Below are 21,807 nucleotides of genomic sequence, written 5' to 3'. Positions count from 1 at the left end.
GAAAATCGGGCTGGGCAGCGCCGGCCCGGCTTGGCATAGGGGCAGCCAGGCGCATCGTGCGCCGATCAGGAAAAGCATGACCAGTCCAACGCTTGCCGCGCTGCTGCTGTCGGCGCTCGCCATGACCGCGATCGTCGCGGTGCGCTATGTGGCGGCCAGTGGGCTGTTTGCCTGGCTTACCCAGCGGCGCCTGCCTGGCCATTATGCCGGGCTCGAGGCGCAGATCCGCCGCGAGATCGGCTGGAGCCTGGCCTCTGCGGCGATCTATGGCGTGCCTGCCGGAATCATCGCCTGGGGCTGGCAGCAGCACGGGTGGACCCGCATCTATGCCGATCCCCACGCCTATCCGCTGTGGTGGATGCCGGTGTCGCTGCTGGTCTATCTGTTTGCCCACGATACCTGGTTCTATTGGACGCACCGCTGGATGCACCGGCCGCGCGTATTTCGCAGCGTGCATGCCATCCACCATGCCAGCCGCCCGCCCACCGCCTGGGCGGCGATGAATTTCCACCCGATCGAGGCCGCCGTGGTCGGCCTGTTCATCCCCGCGCTGGTCTTCGTGGTGCCGATCCAGGCCGGGGTACTGGCCTGCGTTCTGGTGGTGATGACGGTGATGGGCGTGACCAACCACATGGGCTGGGAGATCTTTCCGGCCGGGCTGGTTCATTCCCGGGCAGGGAAGTGGCTGATAACGGCCAGCCATCATCATCAGCATCACGAGCGGTATCGGTGCAACTACGGCCTCTATTTTCGCGTATGGGATCGCCTTTGCGGCACGGACGCCGGCCTGGCCGGCTGGCAGGAAAGGAAAGTTCGGTGAAGGCACAGGCGATTCGCCGGGCCACGACACGCGGCCTGGTGCTGGGCGCACTCGCGCTCAGCCAGGGCGGCGCCGTGCTGCCCGATCGCACCACGGTGCTGGTCGATGTGGTCGGTCTGCGCTCGCACAAGGGGCTGATCCAGGCCTGCCTCACCGCCGATCCGGGCACCTTTCCCGATTGCGAAAAAGACCCGCAGGCGCTGCACCAGACCGTGCCCGCCGCCGGAAACGATGTGATCGCGTTCCAGCACGTGCTGCCCGGCCGCTATGCCGTGGCGCTGTTCCACGATGAAAACGCCAATGGCCGGCTCGACAAGATGTTCATGATGCCGCGCGAAGGCTTTGGCTTTTCGCGCGATGCGCCGATCCGGTTTGGCCCGCCGCGCTTTTCCGCCGCCGCCTTTACCCTGGGCGAAGCGCAGATGACCACGTCGATCCGCATGCGCTATCTGCTTTGACCCAGGGCGATTCTTCTTCCCATCTGCAACCGGGTGAGGCCCAGCCCGGCGGCGCCTTGGCGCCGTTTCGCTATCCCGCGTTTCGCGCGATCTGGACGGCCAACCTGGTCTCCAACCTGGGATCGATGATCCAGTCGGCCGCGGCCGCCTGGCTGATGACCGAGTTGACGCGCAGCCATGTGCTGATCGCCCTGGTGCAGTCATCGTCCAGCCTGCCGATCCTGCTGCTGGGCCTGTTCGCCGGGGCGATTGCCGACAACTTTGACCGCCGCCGCGTGATGATCTGGGCACAGACCGCCATGCTGGTGGTTTCCGCCGTGCTGGCGGTGCTGGGCTATCGCGGCGCGCTGGGGCCGCTGTCGCTGCTGCTGCTTACCCTGATGGTCGGCATGGGCACCGCGATCAACCAGCCGGCCTGGCAGGCTTCGGTGCGGTTGCAGGTGGGCAAGGCCGATCTGCCCCAGGCGATCGCGCTCAATTCCATGTCCAACAATCTGGCGCGCAGCGTCGGCCCGGCGCTGGGCGGGGTGCTGATCTCGATCCTGAGCGTGAGCGCGGCCTTCGCCGCCAATGCGATCAGCTATGTCGGGATGCTGGTGGTGCTGGCGCGCTGGCGGCCAGAGGCGCGCGCGCCGCAGCGCCAGCCCATGCTGCAATCGATCAAGGTGGGCCTGGTGTTCTGCGCCGGCTCCGTCCCGATCCGCAAGGTGCTGTTGCGCGGGGCGGCCTTCGGCTTTGGGGCCAGCGCTTTCCAGGCGTTGATCCCCGCCGTGGCGCACGATACCCTGGCCGGGACCGAGTTGGACTATGGCCTGATTCTCGGATCGTTCGGCGTGGGGTCGATCGTCAACGCGCTGTGGATCACCAAGGCGCGCCGCCGCTTTGGCGCAGAAGTGATCATCACCGGCGCGACGGTCGGCTTCATCGGCGCGCTGCTCCTGCTGGCCCAGGCCCACAGCCTGCCAATCGCCATGGTCGCCGGCTTTGTCGGCGGATCGGGCTGGGTCGCGGCGCTCACCAGCCTCAACGTGGCCATGCAGTTGCGCTCGCCCGAGGCCATCCTGGGGCGCTGCCTGTCGCTCTACCAGGCGATCACGTTCGGCTCGATGGCGGTCGGCGCGTGGGTCTGGGGCTGGGTCGCCGATCAGCGTGGCCTGACCTTCGCACTCCATGCCGCCGCGCTGTGGCTGGTCGGCAATCTCGTGCTGCGCCTGTTCGTGCCGATGCCCGCGCGCGAGGAAGGCCGCGTCGATACCGTCAAGGAACCCGCGCCGCGTGGCGCCGCCCCCCGCAAAGGTTGATGCCGTGACCGATACCCGCCCCTTGCGCTCTGCGCTCTATATGCCCGCCAGCAATGCCCGTGCCCTCGCCAAGGCGCGCAGCCTCGATTGCGATGCGGTGGTGCTCGATCTGGAAGACGCGGTCGCGCCCGATCACAAGGCGCAGGCCCGTGCCGCCCTGGTGGCCGAGGCGCAGGCCGGCGGCTTTGGCCATCGCCGCCTGATCGCGCGGTGCAACGGGCTCAATGGCCCATGGGGACACGATGACCTCGCCGCCCTCGCCGCCGCGCCGCTTGAGGCCGTGCTGGCACCCAAGGTGGCAGACGCTGCCGATATCGTGACGCTGTCGGCAGCGATGGACCGCGCCGGCTTTGCCGCCGAGGTGCGGCTGTGGGTGATGATCGAAACCCCGCGCGCCGCCCTGGCGCTGGAACGGATCGCCGATTGCGCCGCCACCACGCGCCTGGCTGGCCTGGTGCTGGGCCTCAACGATCTGGCCAAGGACACCGGCATGGCCCAGGCGCCGGGCCGCGCCGCGTTCGTGCCGCTACTGGCGCAGGCCGTGCTGGCCGCCCGCGCCAATGGCCTGATCGTGCTGGATGGGGTGTGCAACGCGATCGATGATCTTGCCCTGCTTGAGGCCGAATGCACCCAGGCACGCGCCTTTGGCTTTGACGGCAAGACCCTAATCCATCCCGCGCAACTGCCCGTGGCCAACCGCGTGTTCGCGCCGGGCGAAGCCGAACTGGCCGAGGCAGAAGCGATCGTCGCGGCCTTTGCCGATCCCGCCAATGCCGGCCTTGGCGCGCTGCGAGTCAACGGCAAGATGGCCGAACTGCTGCACCGTGACATGGCCGAGCGGCTGCTGGCCAAGGCCCGCGCCATCGCCGCGCGGGGTTAGGCCAAGCCCCGGCAACACCTTCCAAACACCCGGAAATCCCATCGGCGCAACTTAATCGCTTCTTCACCATGTTGCGCCAGACTGGGGCAAGGAGCGTGACGAAGGGCTTGGTAATGGACAGCATGCGCGGATTTGCCGACGAACCCGGCCCCTTGGGCCTGTTTGCCGGCAGCGATCCGGACGATGACCTGCTCGACGGCGATCTGGTCGATCAGCCGCTGCCGCCGCTGATGGGCGCGGACGAGCGGCGCATGCAGGTGCGCGCCTACAATTTCTGGGCCGGGATGCTGGGCGACAGCCGCCTGCCGCTGGTCGGCCCGCTGCTGGCCGGGCAATGGCCTGACTTTGCCGATCATGCAGTGCTGCTGCAGTTCGACGCCGGGCTTGATGATCCCGCCATCGCCTATGTCGGGGATGCCTTGCTGGCCGATTGCGCGGGCGAAGGCCCACTGGCGCGGTTGAGCCAGGTGCCGGGCCGCTCGATCCTGTCGCGCATCACCGATCACTACATGCAGATCGTGGCCAACGAGGCGCCGATCGGCTTCGAGGCGGAATTTGCCAACCAGCGCGGGCGCACGATCCTCTATCGCGGCATCCTGCTGCCGTTCTCGTCCAGCGGTGACACGCTCGACTACATCTTTGGCGTGATCAACTGGAAGGAACTGGCCGACCAGGCGACCACCAACGAGCTGATGGCCGAAATCGGCCTGGTGCTGGGCGAGAAGAAGCCGCGCCGCAAGGCAGTGACCGCTTTGCGCGGGGGCGATGGCGCAGACAGTGCCGCCACGCACGCCCGCCCCGATCTGCCGCTACCCGCCTTTGCCGATCCCGCCCCGGCCGGTGCCGAACCGGGCGAGCCCTGGGGCAGCCTGGCCGATTCGCTGGGCCAGTGGGCCGATGGCCCCGTGCGCCCGCGCGATCCGCGCAACCTGGCGCCGCAAGACGCCGGGCCAGACGCCGATGAACTCGATCTCGGCAAAGTGGCGCTGGAAATCCTGCCCGCGCTTGATCTGGCCCCGCTCGATCCCTTTGCGCAAGACGCGTTTCCAACGGCCGCCTTTGCCGAAGGGCTGGACCAGCCCGAGCCCGACAGCCTGGCCGATTGGCTGGCCAGCGCCCGCGCCATGGCCGCACTCGCCCTGGGCAGCGAGGACCGCACCCGTCACGCGCTCTATGCCGCGATCGGCCGCGCCTGGGACTTTGCCCTGGCGGCAGAGGCGGAACCCGATGATCTGGCCGCGCTGATGGCCGATGCCGGGCTGACGATGCAGGCGCGCGCCCCGCTGATCCCGGTGGTCAAGCTGGTGTTTGGCGCGCAGTACGACAAAACGCGGCTGACCGAATATGCCACGGCCTTGGCCCATGCCCATCGCCTGGGCCTGTCACGCGGGGAACTGGCCGGGTTCCTGGCCAATACGCCGGGCGGCCTCAAGGGCGTGGTCGCGGCCGAGCGCCGCCTGCGCCGCAGCGAGGAAGGCCAGGCGCGCAGCGATCCGCGTGCCGCGCTCGAAGCCTCGCTGCGCACCCTGCTGGCACGCAGCCTGGCCGACATTCCTGCCGATGGCCGCGAATTTTCACTGGTGATGGTGCGGCGCATGCCCGACGGTACGCTGGCCGTGCTGGGCGAAGTGCTGGACGATGAACCGCTGCTGGAGCGTGCTGCCCGCCGCCTGATGAACTGACGGCTATCGAACTGACGGCGGGCGCAGTGCTCGGTATCAGGCCAGTGCGGCCTTGAGATCGTCCACCAGGTCGGTGCGTTCCCACGGGAACAGGTCGCCTTCGGGCGTGCGGCCAAAGTGGCCATAGGCCGCCGTCACGCCATAGATCGGCTTGTTGAGCGACAGGCCCACGCGAATGCCGCGCGGCGTCAAGCCGCCCAGGCGCTGCTTGGCGACGAGTTCCACCGCGCGTTCCAGCGTGGCATCGTCCACCGTGCCGGTGCCGTGGGTATCGACATAGAGCGACAGCGGCTGCGACACGCCGATGGCATAGGCCACCTGGATCGTGCAGCGCTTGGCCAGGCCCGCCGCCACGATGTTCTTGGCGATATAGCGCGTGACATAGGCGGCCGAACGGTCAACCTTGGTCGGGTCCTTGCCCGAAAACGCGCCGCCGCCATGGGGCGCTGCGCCGCCATAGGTATCGACGATGATCTTGCGCCCGGTCAGGCCAGCATCGCCATCGGGGCCACCGATTTCAAAGCTGCCGGTGGGGTTGATGTGATAGACCGTCTGGTCAGACAGCAGCTCGGCCGGGATTACCGCGGCCACGGCCTGCTTCACCCAGGCTTTGAGTTCGGCATCCTTGGCGCCTTCGTCATAACCCGGCTTGTGCTGGGTGGAGACGACGATCGCGGTGCAGGCCGCCGGGCTGCCGTCCTTGAAGCGCAGGGTCACCTGGCTCTTGGCATCGGGCTCCAGGAACGGTGCGGCGCCGGAATGGCGATCGGCGGCCAGGCGCTGCAGGATCTTGTGGCTGTAATCCAGCGTCGCCGGCATGAGATCGGGCGTCTCGTCGCAGGCAAAGCCGAACATGATACCCTGGTCGCCAGCGCCTTCGTCCTTGTTCTCGCCAGCATCCACGCCTTGGGCAATGTGCGCCGACTGGGCGTGAAGGTTGTTTTCAAAGCGGAAGTTTTCCCAATGGAAACCGTCCTGCTCATAGCCGATGCGCCGCACGGTGGCACGCACCACGGCTTCCACTTCCTCGCGCACGCCGGGCGCCCATTCGCCCTTGGCATCCATGATGCCGCGCCCGCGAATTTCGCCGGCCAGCACCACCAGATTGGTCGTCGTCAAGGTTTCGCAGGCAATGCGCGCCTCGGGATCCTTGCTCAGGAACAGGTCGACGATGGCGTCGCTGATCTGGTCCGCCACCTTGTCGGGATGGCCTTCGGAGACGCTTTCGGAAGTGAACAGGTAATCGCTGCGCATGGGCAAATGGTCCGATATAAAGCAATCTTTATGTGCCGCCTCTAGCGCGGGCGACGGCGGGAGGCAACCAGCGCGGCCAAAAGAAGCGCTGCAGCCCACAAAAGCGGCAATATGTTGCCCATTCGCGCAAACGGCGTAGGGGGCAGCGCGGGTGGCACCAGCCCTTCGATGCGGCTCGCCACGTGCTGCGGGGCAAAGGCGCGCACGCCGCCACGGGCATCGATCACGGCCGAAATGCCGTTGGTGGTGGAGCGCAGCACCGGCAGCCCTTCCTCGATCGCGCGCAGCCGGGCCTGGGCCAGATGCTGCGGCGGGCCCCAGGCACCGAACCAGCCATCGTTGGTCGGGTTGAACAGCACATCCGGGCGGTGGGCGCGGTCGATCACCTGGCCCGAAAAGATGATTTCATAGCACACCTGCACGCCCACGCGCGGCAGGCCCAGCGCCGAAAAATCCAGCGTGCGCGGCCCTGGCCCCGACCAGTAATCGAAATCGCCCGCCACCAGGCGCGACAGACCCAGCGGCGTGAGCAGCCCGCGCATCGGCAGGTATTCGCCATAAGGCACAAGGTGCGCCTTGGCATAATGGCCCTGGATCACGCCCTGGCTGTCGATCGCGGTCACCACGTTCCACGCGCCGACCGGCATGGCGGCCGGGGCCGGATTGGGCGGAAACACCAGGTCGACCGCGCCGGTCAGCAGCAGCGCGCCTGGCCCGATCACGCGGCCCATGCGCGCCCGCGCCAGCAGCGGATCGCCGCCATAGGTGGTGCCGGCATACCAGGCGCGGGGATAGCCTTCCTGCAGATAATCGGGCACGCCGCTTTCGGGCCACAGCACCAGGCGCCGCTGCCCCGGCTGGCGCGGCAGGCTGAGCGCGGCGGCCCGCTGGAACTGTTCCTCATACCGGCTGGCGTCGTTGATCTCGTCCTGGCCGATGTTGGGCTGGACCAGGGTGAACGGCACGCTGCCAGTGGCCTTTTGCCCGCCCAGCGGCAGCAGGAACAGAGCGGCCGGCAGCGCAAAGTGGGCCGCCGCCAGGCCCCAGCGGCGCTGCGCCCCGGCGCGCAGGGCAAACAGCCATTGCCCGGCAAGCAGCACGACCAGGCCCGACAGTGCATAAGTGCCCAGCCACGGCAGCACGCGCGCCAGGCCGGGTCGATCGAACCCGCCCAGCGCGGTGGCGGCCAGCGGGTTCCACGGGAAACCGGTGCAGACCCAGCCGCGCGCCCATTCGGTCACGATCCACAGCGCGGCCAGCGCCGGCACCGGCGCCAGACGCCAGCGCCGCCCCAGCCACCATGCCGCCAACGTGGCCACGGCGGGAAACAGCGCAAGATAGACCGCCAGCAGCAGCACCGCGATCCAGCCCAGCCAGGCCGGCATCTGCGCCTGATAGGTAAAGGCCGTGGCGATCCAGCCATTGCCCACCGAAAAATGGCCCCAGCCCCACAGCTCGCCCACCAGCAGGGCATGAACGGGAACGCGCGCCCGCTGCATCCGCGCCGCCAGCACGGCCAGCGCCAGCAGCGTCAGCGGCCACCAGTTGAGCGGGGCGAAGCCCAGCGCCCCCAGGCCGCCGGCCATGATGAGCACGGCCGCTTCGCTGCGGCGGGACAAACGATCATCGCCCAGCGCAACCAGCGCGGCGAAACGGGAACGGAGCCAGGCCTTCATTGCCCGGTTCTATGCGGCGGCGGCCCAGCGAGGGCAAGCGCGGTTGCGCCAGGGCGTGTGCCGCAACGAAAAAGGCGCCCGGAATGCGGGCGCCTTTATCATATTACCAGGCCTGGATTGGCCAAAGGGTTCAGCCTTCGGCGCTTTCGGGCAAGGGGTTCTTGCGCGGGCGGCCACGGCGCTTGGGCGCCGGTGCGGCTTCGGCCGAAGCGTCGCTCGCCGGCTCGGCCGCAGGGGCAGGCGCCGGAGTAACGGCCGGAGCGGGCGCGGGCGCCGGGGCTTCGGCGGCCGGCTCGCTGCGCACGCCGATCGCGGGCGGCAGGCTGGCCGGATCGAGCCCTTCGGAGGCTACTGCGCTGCGGCGCGGGCGGCGTTCGGTGCGCTGCGGACGCGGCCCACGCGGGCTGCGGCTTTCGCGGATGAACGGGTTGTCGCTCACATCGGTGACCGGCTCGCCTTCATCGGCCCGCACGCCTTCGAGCGGCACGGGCTGATCGGCATCAGCGGCGTTGGCAACAGCGGCCGAGGGGCGGCGATCTTCAAAGCGGCGACGGCTGCCCGAGCGGTCCGAAGCGCGATCAGAACCACGGTCGGAACCGCGATCGTTGCCGGTTTCACCCTGGCGTTCGGTGCGGTCTGCCCGCTCCTGGCGTTCCGGGCGATCCTGGCGGTCAGACCGTTCGGGTCGCTCCTGGCGATCCTGACGGTCTTGGCGTTCGGGCCGATCCTGACGATCGGCGGTGCGCACTTCGCGTTCCTCGCGGCGGACATAAGGACGATCGAACGCGGGGAAATCCCCTTCGATCGAGAAGTCCATGCCGTCGTCTTCGGGCTCGCCCTCGCTCCAGCGCTCGCCATTGCCGCTGTGGCGCTGGCGGGCTTCTTCCTGGCGCAGCCGGGTATCGGCGATCACGCGGAAATAATGATCGGCAAATTGCAGATAGTATTCGGCCTGGACACGATCCCCGTTGAGGTGGGCATCCTGCGCCATCTTGCGATACTTTTCGAGCAGCTGGGGGGCATTGCCCCGCGCGCGGCTGTCGATGCGATTGAGCTGCTGGCCGCCACCTTGCGGACGATTGTTACCGCGGCCGCGCCGGCGGTTGTTCCCACGATTGTTGTTCAACTCAGGCACGTCCTTGTTTGGGGCGGCTGTCGGTAGCTTTTGCCGATCCTGTCGCCGCGCAACCCTCCGCCACGCGCCCGCAACGCGCGGGTGCGCAGATTCCCAGCATCTGCCAGCCGAAAGCCCCTGGTGAGAGGCCGATGCGGGCGCAAATGGTGGAGTTGGCCGGGACGGGAAGCCTTCATCCGTCGCCCTGCCAGATGGGACAATTAGTGATCGCCGGGCAGCTTGCCAAGCGAAATATTGTGGCAAAGCGTCATTTCCACAGCCCTGTCGCGCCCGGCGAGATCGGGATGGACGCGCGCCACCATGCCATGGTCCTGCGCCAGGGCCATCACGGCGTCGCCCTGCTGCCAACCGATTTCGACCACGGCCATGCCGCCCGGCGCCAGCAGATCAGGCAGTTGCGGCACCAGCACGGCATAATCGGCCATGCCGTCTGCCCCGGCAAACAGCGCGCTGGCCGGCTCGAAATCGCGCACGCCGGGATCGAGTGCGGCATCGCTTTCCACATAGGGCGGGTTGGCCAGGATCAGGTCGAACCGCCCCAGCGCGGCGGCCCAGTTGGGCTTGGTCCAATCGCCCGGCTGCATGCGCGCCCGCGCATCCAGGCCAAGCCGCAAGGCATTGCCCGCCGCCACCACCCGCGCCGCATCCGACCGTTCGATGCCGGTGCCCATTGCCTGCGGCCAGATCGACAGCGCCGCCAGCAGCAGCGCGCCCGAACCCGTGCCCAGATCGAGAATGCGCGCCGGCGGCCGCCCGGCCAGGGCCTGCCGCGCCACCTCGATCAGCGTCTCGCTATCCCCGCGCGGGATCAGCACCGCCGGGCTCACCGCCAGGTCCAGCCCATAGAACTCCTGGCTGCCAACGATATACGCCACCGGCTCATGCCCCTGCCGGCGCGCCACCAGCCGGGCAAATCCGCCCGGCACCGGCGCGTCCATGTGGCGCAGCAGCACATCGGTGCGCGTGCAGCCCAGCGCATGAGCCATCAAGACCTCGGCATCGAGCCGCGCGGTATCGCTGGTGGGGGCGAGCATCTGCGCCGCCTGGAACAGCGCCTGGCGGACGGTTTGCGCGTGGTTTCCACCACCCCCAACCCTCTCCTCTAAAGAGGATGGGGCTTTGCCGTTGTTCTCCCCCTCCTCTTCAGAGGAGGGGGTCGGGGGGTGGTGGCGGCCTGAACCGCGCTTCTCAGTCATCCATCGCGGCCAGGCGCTTGGCCTGGTCTTCGGCGGTGAGCGCGTCGATCAGTTCGCCCAGCCCCGGCCCGGCCAGCACTTCGGGCAGGCGGTGGAGCGTCAGGTTGATGCGGTGGTCGGTCACCCGGCCTTGCGGGAAGTTGTAGGTGCGGATGCGTTCCGAGCGGTCGCCCGAGCCGACCAGGGCGCGGCGGGCCTCGGCCTCGGCGCCCTGGGCCTGTTCGCGGCGCAGGTCATAGAGCCGCGTGCGCAGCACCTGCATCGCCTTGGCGCGGTTCTTGTGCTGGCTGCGTTCGTCCTGCTGGGTCACCACCAGGCCGGTGGGCAGGTGGGTGATGCGCACGGCCGAATCCGTGGTGTTGACGTGCTGGCCGCCAGCGCCGCTGGCGCGATAGATGTCGATCTTGAGGTCCTTGTCCTCGATCGCCACGTCCACTTCGTCTGCCTCGGGCAGCACCGCCACGGTGGCGGCGCTGGTATGGATGCGGCCGCCGCTTTCCGTCACGGGCACGCGCTGCACGCGGTGCACCCCGCTTTCGAACTTCAGCCGCGCGAACACGCCCTGGCCGGCGACATGGGCGATCACTTCCTTGAAGCCGCCCAGCTCGCTGGCGTTGGCGCTGATAACCTCGACCTTCCAGCCCTGTTCGGCGGCAAAGCGTTCGTACATGCGAAACAGGTCGGCGGCGAACAGCGCGGCTTCATCGCCACCGGTGCCGGCGCGGATTTCCAGCATGGCCGGGCGCACGTCGGCCGAATCGCGTGGCAGCATGGCGATGGCCAGCGCGCGTTCGGCCTCGGGCAAGGCGCCGCGCAGCTGCTGCATTTCCTCTTCGGCCAGGGCGCGCATCTCGGCATCGGGTTCGTTGAGCGCGGCCAGGCTGGCCAGCTCGTCGCGCATCACCTGCACCGCGCGGGCGGCGCGGGCGACCGGCTCCAGCTCGGCATAATCGCGGCTGGCGGCCACGAATGCCTCCCCTTCCAGCGTGCCCGAAGCCAGGCGCGCTTCCAGTTCGGCAAAGCGCGCGCCGATCTGGCCCAGACGTGCGTCGGAAACGGCCATCAGGCGGCGATGTGCGCCGGAATCGCGTGCAGCGCCATGCGCTCCTGCGTGCCGGTCACAAGGTTCTTGACCGTCGCTTCACCGGCGGCCAGTTCCTCGTCACCCACGATCAGGGCAAAGCGCGCGCCGCTTTCGTTGGCGCGGCTCATCCGCTTCTTCATGTTGCCGCGATAGCCCATGTCCACCGTCAGCCCGCCGCGCCGCAGCGTAGCCGCCAGGCCCAGGCAGGCGGCCTCGGCCGCCGCGCCCATCGGCACGATCGCCACGTCCGCCGCCGGCTCGGTGATGGTGCGCGCATCTGCCACAAGCATGGCCAGGCGTTCGATCCCCGCGGCCCAGCCCACGGCCGGGGTGGCCGGGCCACCCAGCGCTTCGAGCAGGCCGTCATAGCGCCCGCCGCCCAGCACGGTGCCCTGCGCGCCCAGCCGGTCGGTGATGAATTCGAACGCGGTGTGGCGATAGTAATCCAGCCCGCGCACCAGCGCAGGCGCGCGCACCCAAGCAACGCCGGCGGCATCGAGGCCGGCCGTCACCTTGCCAAAGAAATCCTGCGCCTCATCAGTAAGATATTCGTCAATCTGGGGCGCAGTCTGAGTAAGTGCCTTGTCGCGCGGGTCCTTGGAATCGAGAATTCGGAGCGGGTTTTTCTCAAGCCGCTCCTTCGATTCGTCGGAAAGATCTGCTTCATAACGCCGGAAATAACGGATCAGGGCCTCACGCCAGGCTTCGCGGCTCGGCGCATCGCCCAGGGTATTGAGGTTGAGCGTCACGCCATCGGCAATGCCCAGTTCGCGCAGCAACTGATCGGCCATGACCAGCAGTTCCACGTCGGCCTGCGGTTCGGCCGCGCCGATCACTTCGGCATCGATCTGGTGAAACTGGCGATAGCGGCCCTTTTGCGGGCGCTCATAGCGGAACAGGGCCCCGTGCGTCGCGATCTTGAGCGGGGCGTGCTGCTGCCAGCCATTGGTGAGATAGGCGCGGGCGAGGCCGGCGGTGAATTCGGGCCGCAGCGTCAGCGATTCGCCGCCGCGATCCTCGAACGAATACATTTCCTTCGATACCACGTCGGTGGTTTCGCCCAGCGAGCGCGAGAACACCGTGGTCTTTTCGAAGACCGGCATTTCCACCCGGCGAAAGCGATAGAGCTTGCGCACGCGCTCGAACGTTTCCACGACATGGCCGAACGCTTCCGCCTCGGCGCCGAAAATGTCCTGGGTGCCACGAATGGCCTGAGGGGTGGGAATGGTTTGCTTGCTCATGGCGCGCGCGGATAGCGGCTTTCGCGCGGTGGGGGAAGCATCCGTGGCGATCCGCCGCGTATTGTGCCCATCTGGCCGTTGCAGATGAGACCGCTTGGCGGCATGAAAGGCGCCATGCGCAAAACCCCCCAAGGCATTGGCCTGCTTTCCGCCCTTTCCACGTCCACCCTGGCACTTGCCACCCTGATCCTGGCGCAGCCCGCGCTGGCGCAGGTGCAGCCGGCGAGCAACAGCCGCCCCATGGCCGTGCCGATCGCCCATGGGGTGCCCGATGCGCAGGACGTGCCCTATCCCGGCACGATCGGACTGCAGATCGACGCCACCGACCTGGCCACCGGGGCGTTCCGGGTGGTGGAAACCGTGCCGGTGGCGGCCGATGCCAAGGAACTGATCCTGCAACTGCCGGCCTGGCTGCCCGGTGAGCATGGCAATCGCGGCCCCGTGGCCGAGCTGGCCGGCATCACCTTTGAAGCCAAGGGCCAGAAGCTGGCCTGGACCCGCGACCCGGTGGAAGTGAACGCGTTCCACATCCCCCTGCCCGCCGGCACCAGCGAAGTGGTGGCCCGCTTCATCCACACCTCGCCGCTGCGCGACAGCGAAGGCCGCATCACCGTTACGCGCGAAATGCTCAACGTGCAGTGGGAGAAGATGAGCCTCTATCCCGCCGGTCACTATGTGCGGCAGATCAAGGTGCGTCCCACTGTCAGCTTCCCGCAGGGCTGGACCGTGTTCACCGCGCTGGATGGCAAGACGCAGAGCGGCAGCGGCAATACCGTGACCTGGGCCGAAACCGACTATGAAACCCTGGTCGATTCGCCGATCTTTGCCGGTCTCTATGCCGCGCGCCACGATCTGGGCCACAACGTCTATTTCGACCTGGTCGCCGACAAGCCCGAGCTGCTGGCGATCAAGCCGGAAAACCTCGCCGCCTATCGCAACCTGGCCGACGAAGCCGTGGGCGCATTCGGCGCGCGCCATTTCGATCACTACGATTTCCTGCTCGCGCTGACCGATCGCATGGGCAGCATCGGCCTGGAACACCACCGTTCCAGCGAGAACCAGCAGGAACCCAAGAGCCTGACCGACTGGGCCGCCTATGACTGGGACCGCAACGTGATCGCCCACGAATTCAGCCACAGCTGGGATGGCAAGTTTCGCCGCTCGGCCAAGCTGTGGACGCCCGACTATCGCCAGCCGATGCAGGACAACCTGCTGTGGGTCTATGAAGGGCAGACGCAGTTCTGGGGCCTGGTCCTGGCCGCGCGCTCGGGCGTGCAGAGCAAGGACGTGGTGCTGGGCAGCCTCGCCAACTATGCCGGCACGTTCACCCAGACCGCCGGGCGCGACTGGCGCTCGGTGGAAGACACGACGATGGATCCCATCTTCGCCGCCCGCAAGCCCAAGCCCTATTCCTCGCTTACCCGCAACGAGGACTATTACACCGAAGGCGCGCTGGTGTGGCTGGAAGCGGACCAGATCATCCGCGATGGCACCGCCGGCAAGAAGGGCCTGGATGATTTCGCCAAGGCGTTCTTTGGCGTGCGCGACGGCGATTGGGGCGTGCTGACCTATGAATTCGATGACGTGGTCAAGACCCTCAACGGCGTCTATCCCTATGACTGGGCCACGTTCCTCAAGACCCGCCTGCAGACGCCGGGCCAGCCGGTGCCGCTCGGCGGGATCGAGCGCGGTGGCTACAAGCTGGAATTCAAGGACGAGCCCAATCCCTATGACAAGGCGCGCATGGCCGATGCCAAGGTGCTCAGCCTGTTCAACTCGCTGGGCGTGACGCTCGACAAGGACGGCAAGGTTACCGCCTCGCGCTGGGATGGCCCGGCGTTCAAGGCGGGGCTGGTTTCGGGCATGCAGGTGATGGCCGTGAACGGCGACGCCTATGACGCCGACAAGCTCAAGGCCGCGATCACCAATGCCAAGACCGGCAACCCCGGCGCCGGCCGCCCGATCGAACTGCTGGTCAAGCGTGACGATCGCTTTGTCACGCTGCCGATCACCTATGCCGATGGCCTGCGCTGGCCCTGGCTGGTGCGCGCTGCGCCCGGAACGGCACCGACCGGTCTGGACAAGCTGCTGGCGCCCCATGCCAGCAAGCTGCCCGTCGGCAAGTCCGGCAAGGCGGCCAAGTGATGTCAGGGGCCAGGCCAAGCCTGCATCTGGGCCGCCTGGCCCCACCTCGCTTCATCCTGTTCCTGGTGCTGCTGATGGGCGGCACCGGGGCGTGGTGGTTGTGGCATCCCCTCACCCGCAACAGTGGCGAACTGGCCGATTCGCTGGCCATGGGCTTTGATTTTGCGGCGCTGGCGTTCCTGTTGTCGCTGGTGCCACTGCTGCGCTGTGCCGATGCCGATACGATGCGGCAAAGCGCGGTGGACAACGATGCCAACCGCGTGCTGGTGCTGTGCATCACCACGGTCCTGACCGCAGTGGTGATGGCATCGATCGCCGGCGAACTGCCCCGCGCCGCCCATGGCGATTCGCTGGCCAAGCTGCGGCTGATCGGTACGCTGATGCTGACCTGGCTTTTTGCCAACACGGTCTATGGGCTGCACTACGCCCATCTTTACTATACCCGCGATGAGAGCAACGGGCGCGATCGCGGCGGGCTGGACTTTCCCGGCACCGACACGCCCGACTACTTCGATTTCGCCTATTTTTCCTTCACCTTGGGCATGACGTTCCAGACTTCGGACACCGGGATCACGTCGGGCCGGATCCGCCGCATCGTCACGCTGCATTCGTTTGCCGCGTTCGTTTTCAACATCGGCGTGATCGCTTTCACCATCAACGCGCTGGGCGCGGGTTAACCAAAGCGGCGGGCTATCGATCACAAGTATTGTTGCGGCGCAACAGCCACGGCGCTAGAGCCCCTCGTACTGCGAACAACAACCGGCCCGCGCGGGCCTGAACCAAGGCAAGACAGAACCGATGCGCATCGACCTTATCCCCACCGGGGACAATCCGCCCGAAAGCCTCAACGTGGTCATCGAAGTGCCGGTTGGCGGCGAGCCGGTGAAGTATGAATTCGACAAGGATTCGGGCGCGCTGTTCGTCGATCGCATCCTGCACACGCCGATGCGCTATCCGGCCAACTACGGCTTCGTGCCGCACACCCTCTCGCCCGATGGTGACCCGCTCGATGCGCTGGTGATCGCGCGTTCGCCGTTCATTCCGGGTTGCGTCGTGCGCGCCCGCCCGATCGCGGTGCTGAACCTGGAAGACGAACAGGGCGGCGACGAAAAGCTGGTCTGCGTGCCGGTGGATTCGACCTTCCCGTACTACACCGAAGTGCTGGAAAAGGATCACCTGCCCGAGATCGTGCTCAAGCAGATCGAGCACTTCTTTACCCACTACAAGGATCTGGAAAAGGAAAAGTGGGTGCGCGTGGGCACCTGGGGCGGCGCCGACGATGCCCGCCGCATCACCACCGAAGCCATTGTCCGCTACAACGAAGCCAAGGCCGCCAAGGCCGCAGCCGAATAAGCCGCGCTTCCGCGCCAGCGGCATGAACAAGAGGCCAGGGTCAGCACCGACCCTGGCCTCTTTTCGTTTTCGGCTGCGCGACATTTTCCGCCCATCAGCGGGACCCCGGATCAAGTCCGGGGTGACGATAAGTTTTTACGCCAACTATATTTTCGTCACCCCGGGCTTGACCCGGGGTCCCACGCCAGCCGTCGAATTACCGATGCCTCAAGCCGCAGCGCAGGCCTGGCAGCGGCCGCGGATTTCCACCACCGGGCGCACGTCAGCAAAGCCGGCGTCGCGGGCGGCTTCGCGCAAGTGGCCGGTGAGGCTGTCGTTGTCGATGTGGGTCACCTGGCCACAGGCATCGCAGATCAGGAAGATGCAATCGTGACGGCAGCCGGGGTGGCTGTTGGCGACGTAGGCATTGGCGCTTTCCACCCGGCGCGCCAGGTTGGTGCGCACGAACAGGTCGAGGATGCGATAGACGCTGTTGGCGGCCACGCGCTTGCCCCGGCGCTGCCCCACGCTTTCGGCAATGTCATAGGCCGAGGCCGGGCGTTCCTGTGCGGCGAGCGCGGCAAAGACATCGGCGCGCATGTCGGTCCACTGCTCGCCAGAAACGGTCAGCGCCTCGCGCGCGGCAGAAACCAGGCCTTCGCCGGCATAGTCATGATGAAGGTGGGAACCCATATCCCAGAGATAGGCATTTGCCCACGCAGTTGCAAATCAGTGCTGCGTGAAATCGGGCTTCCACCACTGCGGGAACGTGCGGTGCAATGCATCCACCCGCGCCACGTCCCAGCGCAGGATATAGGGATGGCGCGGATTGCGGAAGGCAAAGTCCTGATGCTCGGCGGGGCCGGGATAGAAGCCGCGCCACGGCTCGATGCGCGTCACGATCGGCTGGCGCCACAGCTTGAGCGCCTTGAGCTGCGCCACATAGGCACGCGCCACGCGGGCCTGTTCCGGCCCGATCGGCACCAGCGCGTTGCGGTATTGCGGGCCGACATCCGGTTCCTGCCGGTCAAGCTGGGTGGGATCGCTCGCCACGCCGAAAAAGACCTGGAGCAGCTGGTCATAGCGGATGCGCGCTGGGTCATAGGTCACGCGGATCGATTCGGCATGGCCGGTCGTGCCGGTGCTCACCGTCTCGTAATCGGCATCGGCAGCGCGGCCGCCCTCGAAGCCTGACACCACGCTGGTCACGCCGACCAGGTGGCTGAACACTGCCTCCATCCCCCAGTAGCAGCCACCCGCAAAGACCGCGGTCTTGAGGCCGGGGGTTTCATGGGCAGGGATCACCGCAGCCGGCGCCTTGACCGGCGCATCGGCGTGGGCGGGTTGCAGGCAGGCCGACAGGGCCAGCGCCAGCAGTGCGGGAAATGCCGCCCCCGGCCATGCCAGAAAGCGGCGCGCGCTCACTGCTCAGACCCCACGGTCGGCGCGGCAGATGCCGCCGCAACCGGTGCGAAAACATGGGCCGCGTTGAACACCGTAAAGCCCATGCCGACGGCGCCGATAGCGAAGCCAACTAGGAGCGAACGGAAGAAGTCTTTGCGAAGCAAACCCATGTTGAAGTTCCGGCAATAATCAGTTTCAAAATGCTACTTAGCACAGAAGCGACGTTTGCCCTAGTGCCAAATCGGCCATAGGGCAGAAAATCACTGCCCAACCGTGCATATTGTTCGACGAACGGCGTGAACCCAGCGCGGATCAGGGCCGCAGGGTCACCCACACCGGGGCGTGGTCGCTGGCCTTTTCCCGCCCGCGATAGGCCTTGTCGACGCCGGCCGACACCAGCCGATCGGCCAGTTCAGGGCTGAGCAGGGCGTGATCGATGCGAAAGCCGTGGTCGCGCTGCCAGGCACCGGCCTGATAGTCCCAGAACGTCCACACGCCGCCCTGCGGATGGTGCAGGCCGATCGCGTCGGTCCAGCCGGCGCCGAGCAGGCGGTGATAGGCATCGCGCGATTGCGGCTGCATCAGCGCGTCATCGGCCATGGCGCGCGTGTCCCAGATATCGTTCTCACGCGGGATCACGTTGTAATCGCCCAGGATCGCGGCGGGCACTTCCTCGGCCCAGATCTGGTCCATGCGCGCGTGCAGGCGGTCCATCCAGCGCAGCTTGTAATCGAACTTGGGGCCAGGCTGGGGATTGCCGTTGGGCAGGTAGATGCACACCACGCGCACGCCGAACACATCGGCCTCGAGATAGCGGGAATGCTCGTCCTCCGGCTCTCCGGCCAGGCCGCGCTGCACTTCCACCGGCTTTTGCCCGTCGGCCAGGATCGCCACGCCATTGAAGCCCTTCTGGCCGTGCCAGATGGCGTGATAGCCGATCTTCTCGAACTCGGCCGCCGGAAAGCCTTCGTCCTGCGTCTTGATTTCCTGCAGGCAGGCCACGTGCGGCCGGGTTTCCTCCAGCCATTCGAGCAGGCGCGGCAGGCGCGCCTTGATGCCGTTGATGTTGAAGCTGGCCAGCTTGAGCGGGGTATGCGCGGGCGCGGTGCTCACACCGAGAAACTCGCGCCGCAGCCACAGCCCGATGCGGCATTGGGATTGGTCACACGAAAAGCCGCGCCACCCAGCGATTCGACATAATCGACTGTCGCCCCGCCAACCAGATCGAGGCTCATCGCATCGACCACCAGGCGCACGCCATCGGTTTCCACCACGGTATCGTCTGCCTCCACCGCCTCGGCCAGGCCAAAGCGATACTGAAAGCCCGAACAGCCGCCCCCTTCCACGGCCAGGCGCAGGATCGCGGGCTTGGCCTGCTTGGCGGCGATCGTGGCCACGCGCGCGGCGGCCGAGGGGGCGAGGATGATGGAGGGCTGGCTCATGCCTTGCGAGATAGGCGCGGCAGGCATGCCGCTCAAGTGCCTGTGGACATATGCCGCCCGCTATCGGTAGCACGAGGCCCATGACCACACCGCTGCCCCCTCGCTTCATCCCCGGCCCGCACGGCCTGCGCCTGGCCACCCGCTTCGTGCCTGGCACAGGCCCGACGCTGGTGTTCCTGCCCGGCTACATGTCCGACATGGCCGGGGGAAAGGCCCAGGCCGTGATGGACTGGGCGGTGGCGCAGGGGCGTGCCTGCCTGCTGCTCGATTATTCCGGCTGTGGCCTGTCGGAAGGCGAATTTGCCCAAGGCACGCTGTCGCGCTGGCGTGACGAGGTCGTGGCGCTGATCGCGGCGCACGACCTGGATGCGGTCGTGCTGATCGGCTCGAGCATGGGCGGCTGGCTCATGCTGCTGGTGGCGCAGGCACTCGGCACCAAGGCGCGCGCGTTGGTGGGCCTGGCCGCTGCCCCCGATTTCACCACCTGGGGCTATGATGCCGATCAGCAGGCCGCGCTGGCGGCGGGCGAGACGATCCTTGAAGACAATCCCTATGGCCCAGAACCCACGCCCACCCATGCCGCGTTCTGGGCCGATGGGCAGGCCTTGCTGCAATTGAACGACACCGTTCCATTCGATGGCGCGGTGCGCCTGATCCATGGCCAGGCCGATGCCGATGTGCCGTGGAACATCTCGCTGCGCCTCGCCGCGGCGCTGCGTTCAGCCGATGTGCAGGTGCACCTGATCAAGGACGGCGACCACCGCCTGTCGCGGCCGCAGGACATTGCCGTGCTGCTCGCCACGCTGACCCAGCTTCTGTCCGAATAGAGCGATACCCCCCCCCATGCTCCTGGCCGCTGCCGCCCTGCTTGTCTCTCCCGCCCTGCCCGCGCCGGTGGCGCATCAGGTTGGGCCCAATCCCCGGCCGATGGAGTTCGGCGCACTGCCCACGCCCGGCCGCCGCCGCAATGCCGCCAGCGGGAATGAGGCCGAGCCGGCCCCGGAAAAGCACGATCGCCTGGCCGACTGCCTGACCGTGGGGCGCAGCAATCCCGACCTGGCGATCAGCCTGGCGCGGCATTGGCTGGACGAGGTGAAGCTGCCGTCGGAACGCGTGCGCGCCAACCAGTGCCTGGGCATGATGCTGAGCCAGCAGGGCGATTTCGATGGCGCCGTGGCGGCGTTTGGCGATGCCGTGGGCCTGATCCCCGAAGCCCAGGCGGTGGGCGCGGTGCCGCTGATGGCGATGGCCGGCAATGCTGCGCTGGCCGCTGGCAAGCCACAGGATGCCTTGACCTGGCTGGACCGCGCCACCGTGGTGCACGGCTTTGCCGACAACCTGGCCCTGGCCGCGATCCAGGATGACCGTGCCCGCGCCCTGGTGGCGCTCAACCGCAATGCCGACGCCATGGCCGCGCTCACGAAGTCGCACGAACTGGCGCCGCAGAATGCCGAAGGCTGGCTGCTGTCGGCCACGCTCTATCGTCGCGACAAGAACCTGGCTGCCGCCCAGCACGATATCGAAGAGGCCGCGCGCCTGTCCCCGCGCGATCCCGCCGTGGGCGTGGAAGCCGGCGTGATCGCCATGCTGGGCAACCGCGAGGATGCCGCAAAGCAATCATGGCAATCGGTAGTGGCGATGTCTCCCGCCAGCGACGAGGCCCGCGTGGCGCGTGGCTACCTTGAACAGATCGGCGCGGCCCCCACATCCAGTCCCGTTCCGCCCAAGCCGGGCCAGGATGAGGAAATTACCCGATGAAGCTGTCCGTTCTCGATCTGGTGCCGGTGATCGAGGGCGGCACCATCCCCCAGGCCATGGCCGATGCCGCGCTGCTGGCCAAGGCCGCCGAAGAGGCCGGCTATCACCGTTATTGGGTGGCCGAACACCATGGCATGCCCGGCATTGCCGGGGCAGCGGTCTCGGTCGTGCTGGCCCATGTGGGGCACCACACCCAGACCATCCGGCTGGGCGCCGGCGGCATCATGCTGCCCAACCACAACCCGCTGGTGATTGCCGAACAGTTCGGCGCGCTCGATGCGCTCTATCCCGGCCGCATCGATCTGGGGCTGGGCCGCGCGCCCGGTGCCGACCAGCGCATCGTGCGCGCGCTGCGCAAGGATGTGAACCGCGCGGCCGAGGATTTCCCGGCCGACGTGGTGGAACTCCAGGCCCAGTTTGCCGGCGATGCGCGCCTGCCACTGGCTGCCACGCCCGGCCATGGCGCCCCGGTCGATCTGTGGATCCTGGGGTCGAGCCTGTTCGGCGCGCAACTGGCCGCCATGCTGGGCCTGCCCTATGCCTTTGCCAGCCACTTTGCGCCCGATCATCTCGACGGTGCGATCAAGCTCTATCGCGAGCGGTTCCAGCCTTCTGCCAGCCTCGAACAGCCCTATGTCATGGCGGCCATCAACGTGCTCTGCGCGCCCAGCGATGAAGAGGCGCAGTTCCTGGCGAGCAGCCAGGACCAGTCGTTCGTGCGGCTGCGCAGCGGCGATCCCGGGCGCCTGCCGCCGCCAATCGCCGGCTATCGCGAGACGCTGGCCGGCCCGCAACTGGCGACGCTCGACCATTTCCGGCAGGTGAGCGCGATCGGCAGCCCCGCCACGGTGCGCGCCGGGCTGGAAGCCTTTCAACACCGCACCGGCGCCGATGAGCTGATCGTGGCCGGGGCCACGTTCGATCCGGCCTTGCGCCGCCGCTCGCTCAGGCTCACCATGGATGCGCTGACGCCGGCTGCGGCGAACACCTAAGGGGCAG

22 protein-coding genes are annotated in these 21,807 nt (G+C 67.5%); 11 read left to right on the top strand and 11 right to left on the bottom strand.

The window, feature by feature from the left end; all coding sequences use genetic code 11:
- The first annotated feature begins 76 nt into the window (after window positions 1–76).
- From ABIC78_RS01065 to ABIC78_RS01045, 5 genes are all read left to right on the top strand, one after another.
- A complete protein-coding gene (locus ABIC78_RS01065) occupies window positions 77–820 on the top strand; it encodes a sterol desaturase family protein (RefSeq protein WP_022676216.1) in 744 nt (247 codons plus the stop codon).
- Window positions 817–1,278, top strand: coding sequence for a DUF2141 domain-containing protein (locus tag ABIC78_RS01060; protein WP_354487330.1), 462 nt, complete (start codon window positions 817–819; stop codon window positions 1,276–1,278). The genes ABIC78_RS01065 and ABIC78_RS01060 overlap by 4 nt, the downstream gene beginning before the upstream one ends.
- Window positions 1,275–2,579 carry an MFS transporter gene (locus ABIC78_RS01055; protein ID WP_354487328.1) on the top strand — a complete coding sequence of 435 codons (1,305 nt, stop codon included), beginning with the start codon at window positions 1,275–1,277 and terminating at the stop codon, window positions 2,577–2,579. Before ABIC78_RS01060 ends, ABIC78_RS01055 begins: the two co-directional genes overlap by 4 nt.
- Window positions 2,580–2,583: 4 nt before the next feature.
- A complete protein-coding gene (locus ABIC78_RS01050; protein ID WP_354487326.1) occupies window positions 2,584–3,459 on the top strand; it encodes an HpcH/HpaI aldolase/citrate lyase family protein in 876 nt (291 codons plus the stop codon).
- Window positions 3,460–3,572: 113 nt separating this feature from the next.
- Window positions 3,573–5,141 (top strand): hypothetical protein, encoded by a 1,569-nt coding sequence (locus ABIC78_RS01045; RefSeq protein ID WP_354487324.1) that lies wholly within the window; start codon window positions 3,573–3,575, stop codon window positions 5,139–5,141.
- A 36-nt stretch (window positions 5,142–5,177) separates the two neighbouring features.
- Here the strand turns inward: ABIC78_RS01045 and metK are convergent, their stop codons facing one another.
- The 6 genes from metK to hisS all read right to left on the bottom strand — a co-directional run bounded on the left by metK (window position 5,178) and on the right by hisS (window position 12,727).
- The gene (gene metK / locus ABIC78_RS01040) at window positions 5,178–6,395 is read right to left on the bottom strand and encodes a methionine adenosyltransferase (RefSeq protein ID WP_062783381.1); all 1,218 of its coding nucleotides are present in this window, start codon (window positions 6,393–6,395) and stop codon (window positions 5,178–5,180) included.
- Window positions 6,396–6,436: 41 nt separating this feature from the next.
- The gene (gene lnt, locus ABIC78_RS01035) at window positions 6,437–8,071 is read right to left on the bottom strand and encodes an apolipoprotein N-acyltransferase (RefSeq protein WP_354487321.1); all 1,635 of its coding nucleotides are present in this window, start codon (window positions 8,069–8,071) and stop codon (window positions 6,437–6,439) included.
- 130 nt (window positions 8,072–8,201) lie between these two features.
- Window positions 8,202–9,206, bottom strand: coding sequence for a DUF4167 domain-containing protein (locus ABIC78_RS01030; RefSeq protein ID WP_502915601.1), 1,005 nt, complete (start codon window positions 9,204–9,206; stop codon window positions 8,202–8,204).
- A gap of 200 nt (window positions 9,207–9,406) precedes the next feature.
- Window positions 9,407–10,258: a peptide chain release factor N(5)-glutamine methyltransferase gene (gene prmC, locus ABIC78_RS01025; protein WP_354488097.1), complete on the bottom strand. Its 852-nt coding sequence runs from the start codon at window positions 10,256–10,258 to the stop codon at window positions 9,407–9,409.
- A gap of 136 nt (window positions 10,259–10,394) precedes the next feature.
- Complete coding sequence (prfA, locus tag ABIC78_RS01020) at window positions 10,395–11,465, bottom strand: peptide chain release factor 1 (protein ID WP_107716406.1); 1,071 nt, start codon at window positions 11,463–11,465, stop codon at window positions 10,395–10,397.
- On the bottom strand, window positions 11,465–12,727 hold the full coding sequence (gene hisS, locus ABIC78_RS01015; RefSeq protein WP_354487317.1) for a histidine--tRNA ligase: 1,263 nt from the start codon (window positions 12,725–12,727) through the stop codon (window positions 11,465–11,467). Before hisS ends, prfA begins: the two co-directional genes overlap by 1 nt.
- A gap of 114 nt (window positions 12,728–12,841) precedes the next feature.
- Between hisS and ABIC78_RS01010 the strand changes: the two genes are divergently transcribed.
- The 3 genes from ABIC78_RS01010 to ppa all read left to right on the top strand — a co-directional run bounded on the left by ABIC78_RS01010 (window position 12,842) and on the right by ppa (window position 16,225).
- The gene (locus ABIC78_RS01010; protein ID WP_354487315.1) at window positions 12,842–14,872 is read left to right on the top strand and encodes a M61 family metallopeptidase; all 2,031 of its coding nucleotides are present in this window, start codon (window positions 12,842–12,844) and stop codon (window positions 14,870–14,872) included.
- Window positions 14,872–15,549 (top strand): DUF1345 domain-containing protein, encoded by a 678-nt coding sequence (locus ABIC78_RS01005; protein ID WP_354487313.1) that lies wholly within the window; start codon window positions 14,872–14,874, stop codon window positions 15,547–15,549. Before ABIC78_RS01010 ends, ABIC78_RS01005 begins: the two co-directional genes overlap by 1 nt.
- A gap of 121 nt (window positions 15,550–15,670) precedes the next feature.
- Complete coding sequence (gene ppa, locus ABIC78_RS01000; RefSeq protein WP_062783366.1) at window positions 15,671–16,225, top strand: inorganic diphosphatase; 555 nt, start codon at window positions 15,671–15,673, stop codon at window positions 16,223–16,225.
- 207 nt (window positions 16,226–16,432) lie between these two features.
- Here ppa and ABIC78_RS00995 read toward each other — a convergent pair whose 3' ends face one another.
- The 5 genes from ABIC78_RS00995 to erpA form a co-directional block, all read right to left on the bottom strand.
- Window positions 16,433–16,897: a Fur family transcriptional regulator gene (locus tag ABIC78_RS00995; protein ID WP_022674521.1), complete on the bottom strand. Its 465-nt coding sequence runs from the start codon at window positions 16,895–16,897 to the stop codon at window positions 16,433–16,435.
- Window positions 16,898–16,933: 36 nt separating this feature from the next.
- On the bottom strand, window positions 16,934–17,629 hold the full coding sequence (gene msrA / locus ABIC78_RS00990) for a peptide-methionine (S)-S-oxide reductase MsrA (protein WP_233250985.1): 696 nt from the start codon (window positions 17,627–17,629) through the stop codon (window positions 16,934–16,936).
- Window positions 17,626–17,778: a hypothetical protein gene (locus ABIC78_RS00985; protein ID WP_022674523.1), complete on the bottom strand. Its 153-nt coding sequence runs from the start codon at window positions 17,776–17,778 to the stop codon at window positions 17,626–17,628. The genes msrA and ABIC78_RS00985 overlap by 4 nt, the downstream gene beginning before the upstream one ends.
- Window positions 17,779–17,920: 142 nt before the next feature.
- Window positions 17,921–18,721, bottom strand: a complete 801-nt coding sequence (gene xth, locus ABIC78_RS00980) for an exodeoxyribonuclease III (RefSeq protein WP_062783363.1) — start codon at window positions 18,719–18,721, stop codon at window positions 17,921–17,923.
- A complete protein-coding gene (erpA, locus tag ABIC78_RS00975) occupies window positions 18,718–19,077 on the bottom strand; it encodes a HesB/IscA family protein (RefSeq protein WP_502915598.1) in 360 nt (119 codons plus the stop codon). Before erpA ends, xth begins: the two co-directional genes overlap by 4 nt.
- A gap of 53 nt (window positions 19,078–19,130) precedes the next feature.
- Here erpA and ABIC78_RS00970 point away from each other — a divergent pair, with 53 nt between their 5' ends.
- Genes ABIC78_RS00970 through ABIC78_RS00960 form a run of 3 tightly spaced genes read left to right on the top strand, consistent with a single transcriptional unit; the run spans window position 19,131 to window position 21,800 of the window.
- Window positions 19,131–19,877 (top strand): alpha/beta fold hydrolase, encoded by a 747-nt coding sequence (locus ABIC78_RS00970; protein WP_169041528.1) that lies wholly within the window; start codon window positions 19,131–19,133, stop codon window positions 19,875–19,877.
- Between the two features lie 16 nt (window positions 19,878–19,893).
- Window positions 19,894–20,808, top strand: a complete 915-nt coding sequence (locus ABIC78_RS00965; protein WP_169049339.1) for a tetratricopeptide repeat protein — start codon at window positions 19,894–19,896, stop codon at window positions 20,806–20,808.
- On the top strand, window positions 20,805–21,800 hold the full coding sequence (locus ABIC78_RS00960; RefSeq protein WP_168351994.1) for an LLM class flavin-dependent oxidoreductase: 996 nt from the start codon (window positions 20,805–20,807) through the stop codon (window positions 21,798–21,800). The genes ABIC78_RS00965 and ABIC78_RS00960 overlap by 4 nt, the downstream gene beginning before the upstream one ends.
- Window positions 21,801–21,807 lie beyond the last annotated feature (7 nt).

This window comes from Novosphingobium sp. 1529 (genome assembly GCF_040544855.1).
GTDB classification, from domain to species: Bacteria; Pseudomonadota; Alphaproteobacteria; order Sphingomonadales; family Sphingomonadaceae; genus Novosphingobium; species Novosphingobium capsulatum.
This window is presented reverse-complemented; position numbering and strand designations above follow the sequence as displayed.

Bases quoted from the DNA above. Each gene is read 5' to 3' on its own strand.
- ABIC78_RS01010 (WP_354487315.1), top strand. From the start codon at position 12,842: ATGCGCAAAACCCCCCAAGGCATTGGCCTGCTTTCCGCCCTTTCCACG.
- lnt (WP_354487321.1), bottom strand. From the start codon at position 8,071: ATGAAGGCCTGGCTCCGTTCCCGTTTCGCCGCGCTGGTTGCGCTGGGC.
- ABIC78_RS00970 (WP_169041528.1), top strand. From the start codon at position 19,131: ATGACCACACCGCTGCCCCCTCGCTTCATCCCCGGCCCGCACGGCCTG.
- metK (WP_062783381.1), bottom strand. From the start codon at position 6,395: ATGCGCAGCGATTACCTGTTCACTTCCGAAAGCGTCTCCGAAGGCCAT.
- ABIC78_RS00995 (WP_022674521.1), bottom strand. From the start codon at position 16,897: ATGGGTTCCCACCTTCATCATGACTATGCCGGCGAAGGCCTGGTTTCT.
- ABIC78_RS00965 (WP_169049339.1), top strand. From the start codon at position 19,894: ATGCTCCTGGCCGCTGCCGCCCTGCTTGTCTCTCCCGCCCTGCCCGCG.
- ABIC78_RS00960 (WP_168351994.1), top strand. From the start codon at position 20,805: ATGAAGCTGTCCGTTCTCGATCTGGTGCCGGTGATCGAGGGCGGCACC.
- hisS (WP_354487317.1), bottom strand. From the start codon at position 12,727: ATGAGCAAGCAAACCATTCCCACCCCTCAGGCCATTCGTGGCACCCAG.
- prfA (WP_107716406.1), bottom strand. From the start codon at position 11,465: ATGGCCGTTTCCGACGCACGTCTGGGCCAGATCGGCGCGCGCTTTGCC.
- ABIC78_RS01005 (WP_354487313.1), top strand. From the start codon at position 14,872: ATGTCAGGGGCCAGGCCAAGCCTGCATCTGGGCCGCCTGGCCCCACCT.
- erpA (WP_502915598.1), bottom strand. From the start codon at position 19,077: ATGCCTGCCGCGCCTATCTCGCAAGGCATGAGCCAGCCCTCCATCATC.
- ABIC78_RS01045 (WP_354487324.1), top strand. From the start codon at position 3,573: ATGGACAGCATGCGCGGATTTGCCGACGAACCCGGCCCCTTGGGCCTG.
- ABIC78_RS01065 (WP_022676216.1), top strand. From the start codon at position 77: ATGACCAGTCCAACGCTTGCCGCGCTGCTGCTGTCGGCGCTCGCCATG.
- ppa (WP_062783366.1), top strand. From the start codon at position 15,671: ATGCGCATCGACCTTATCCCCACCGGGGACAATCCGCCCGAAAGCCTC.
- ABIC78_RS00985 (WP_022674523.1), bottom strand. From the start codon at position 17,778: ATGGGTTTGCTTCGCAAAGACTTCTTCCGTTCGCTCCTAGTTGGCTTC.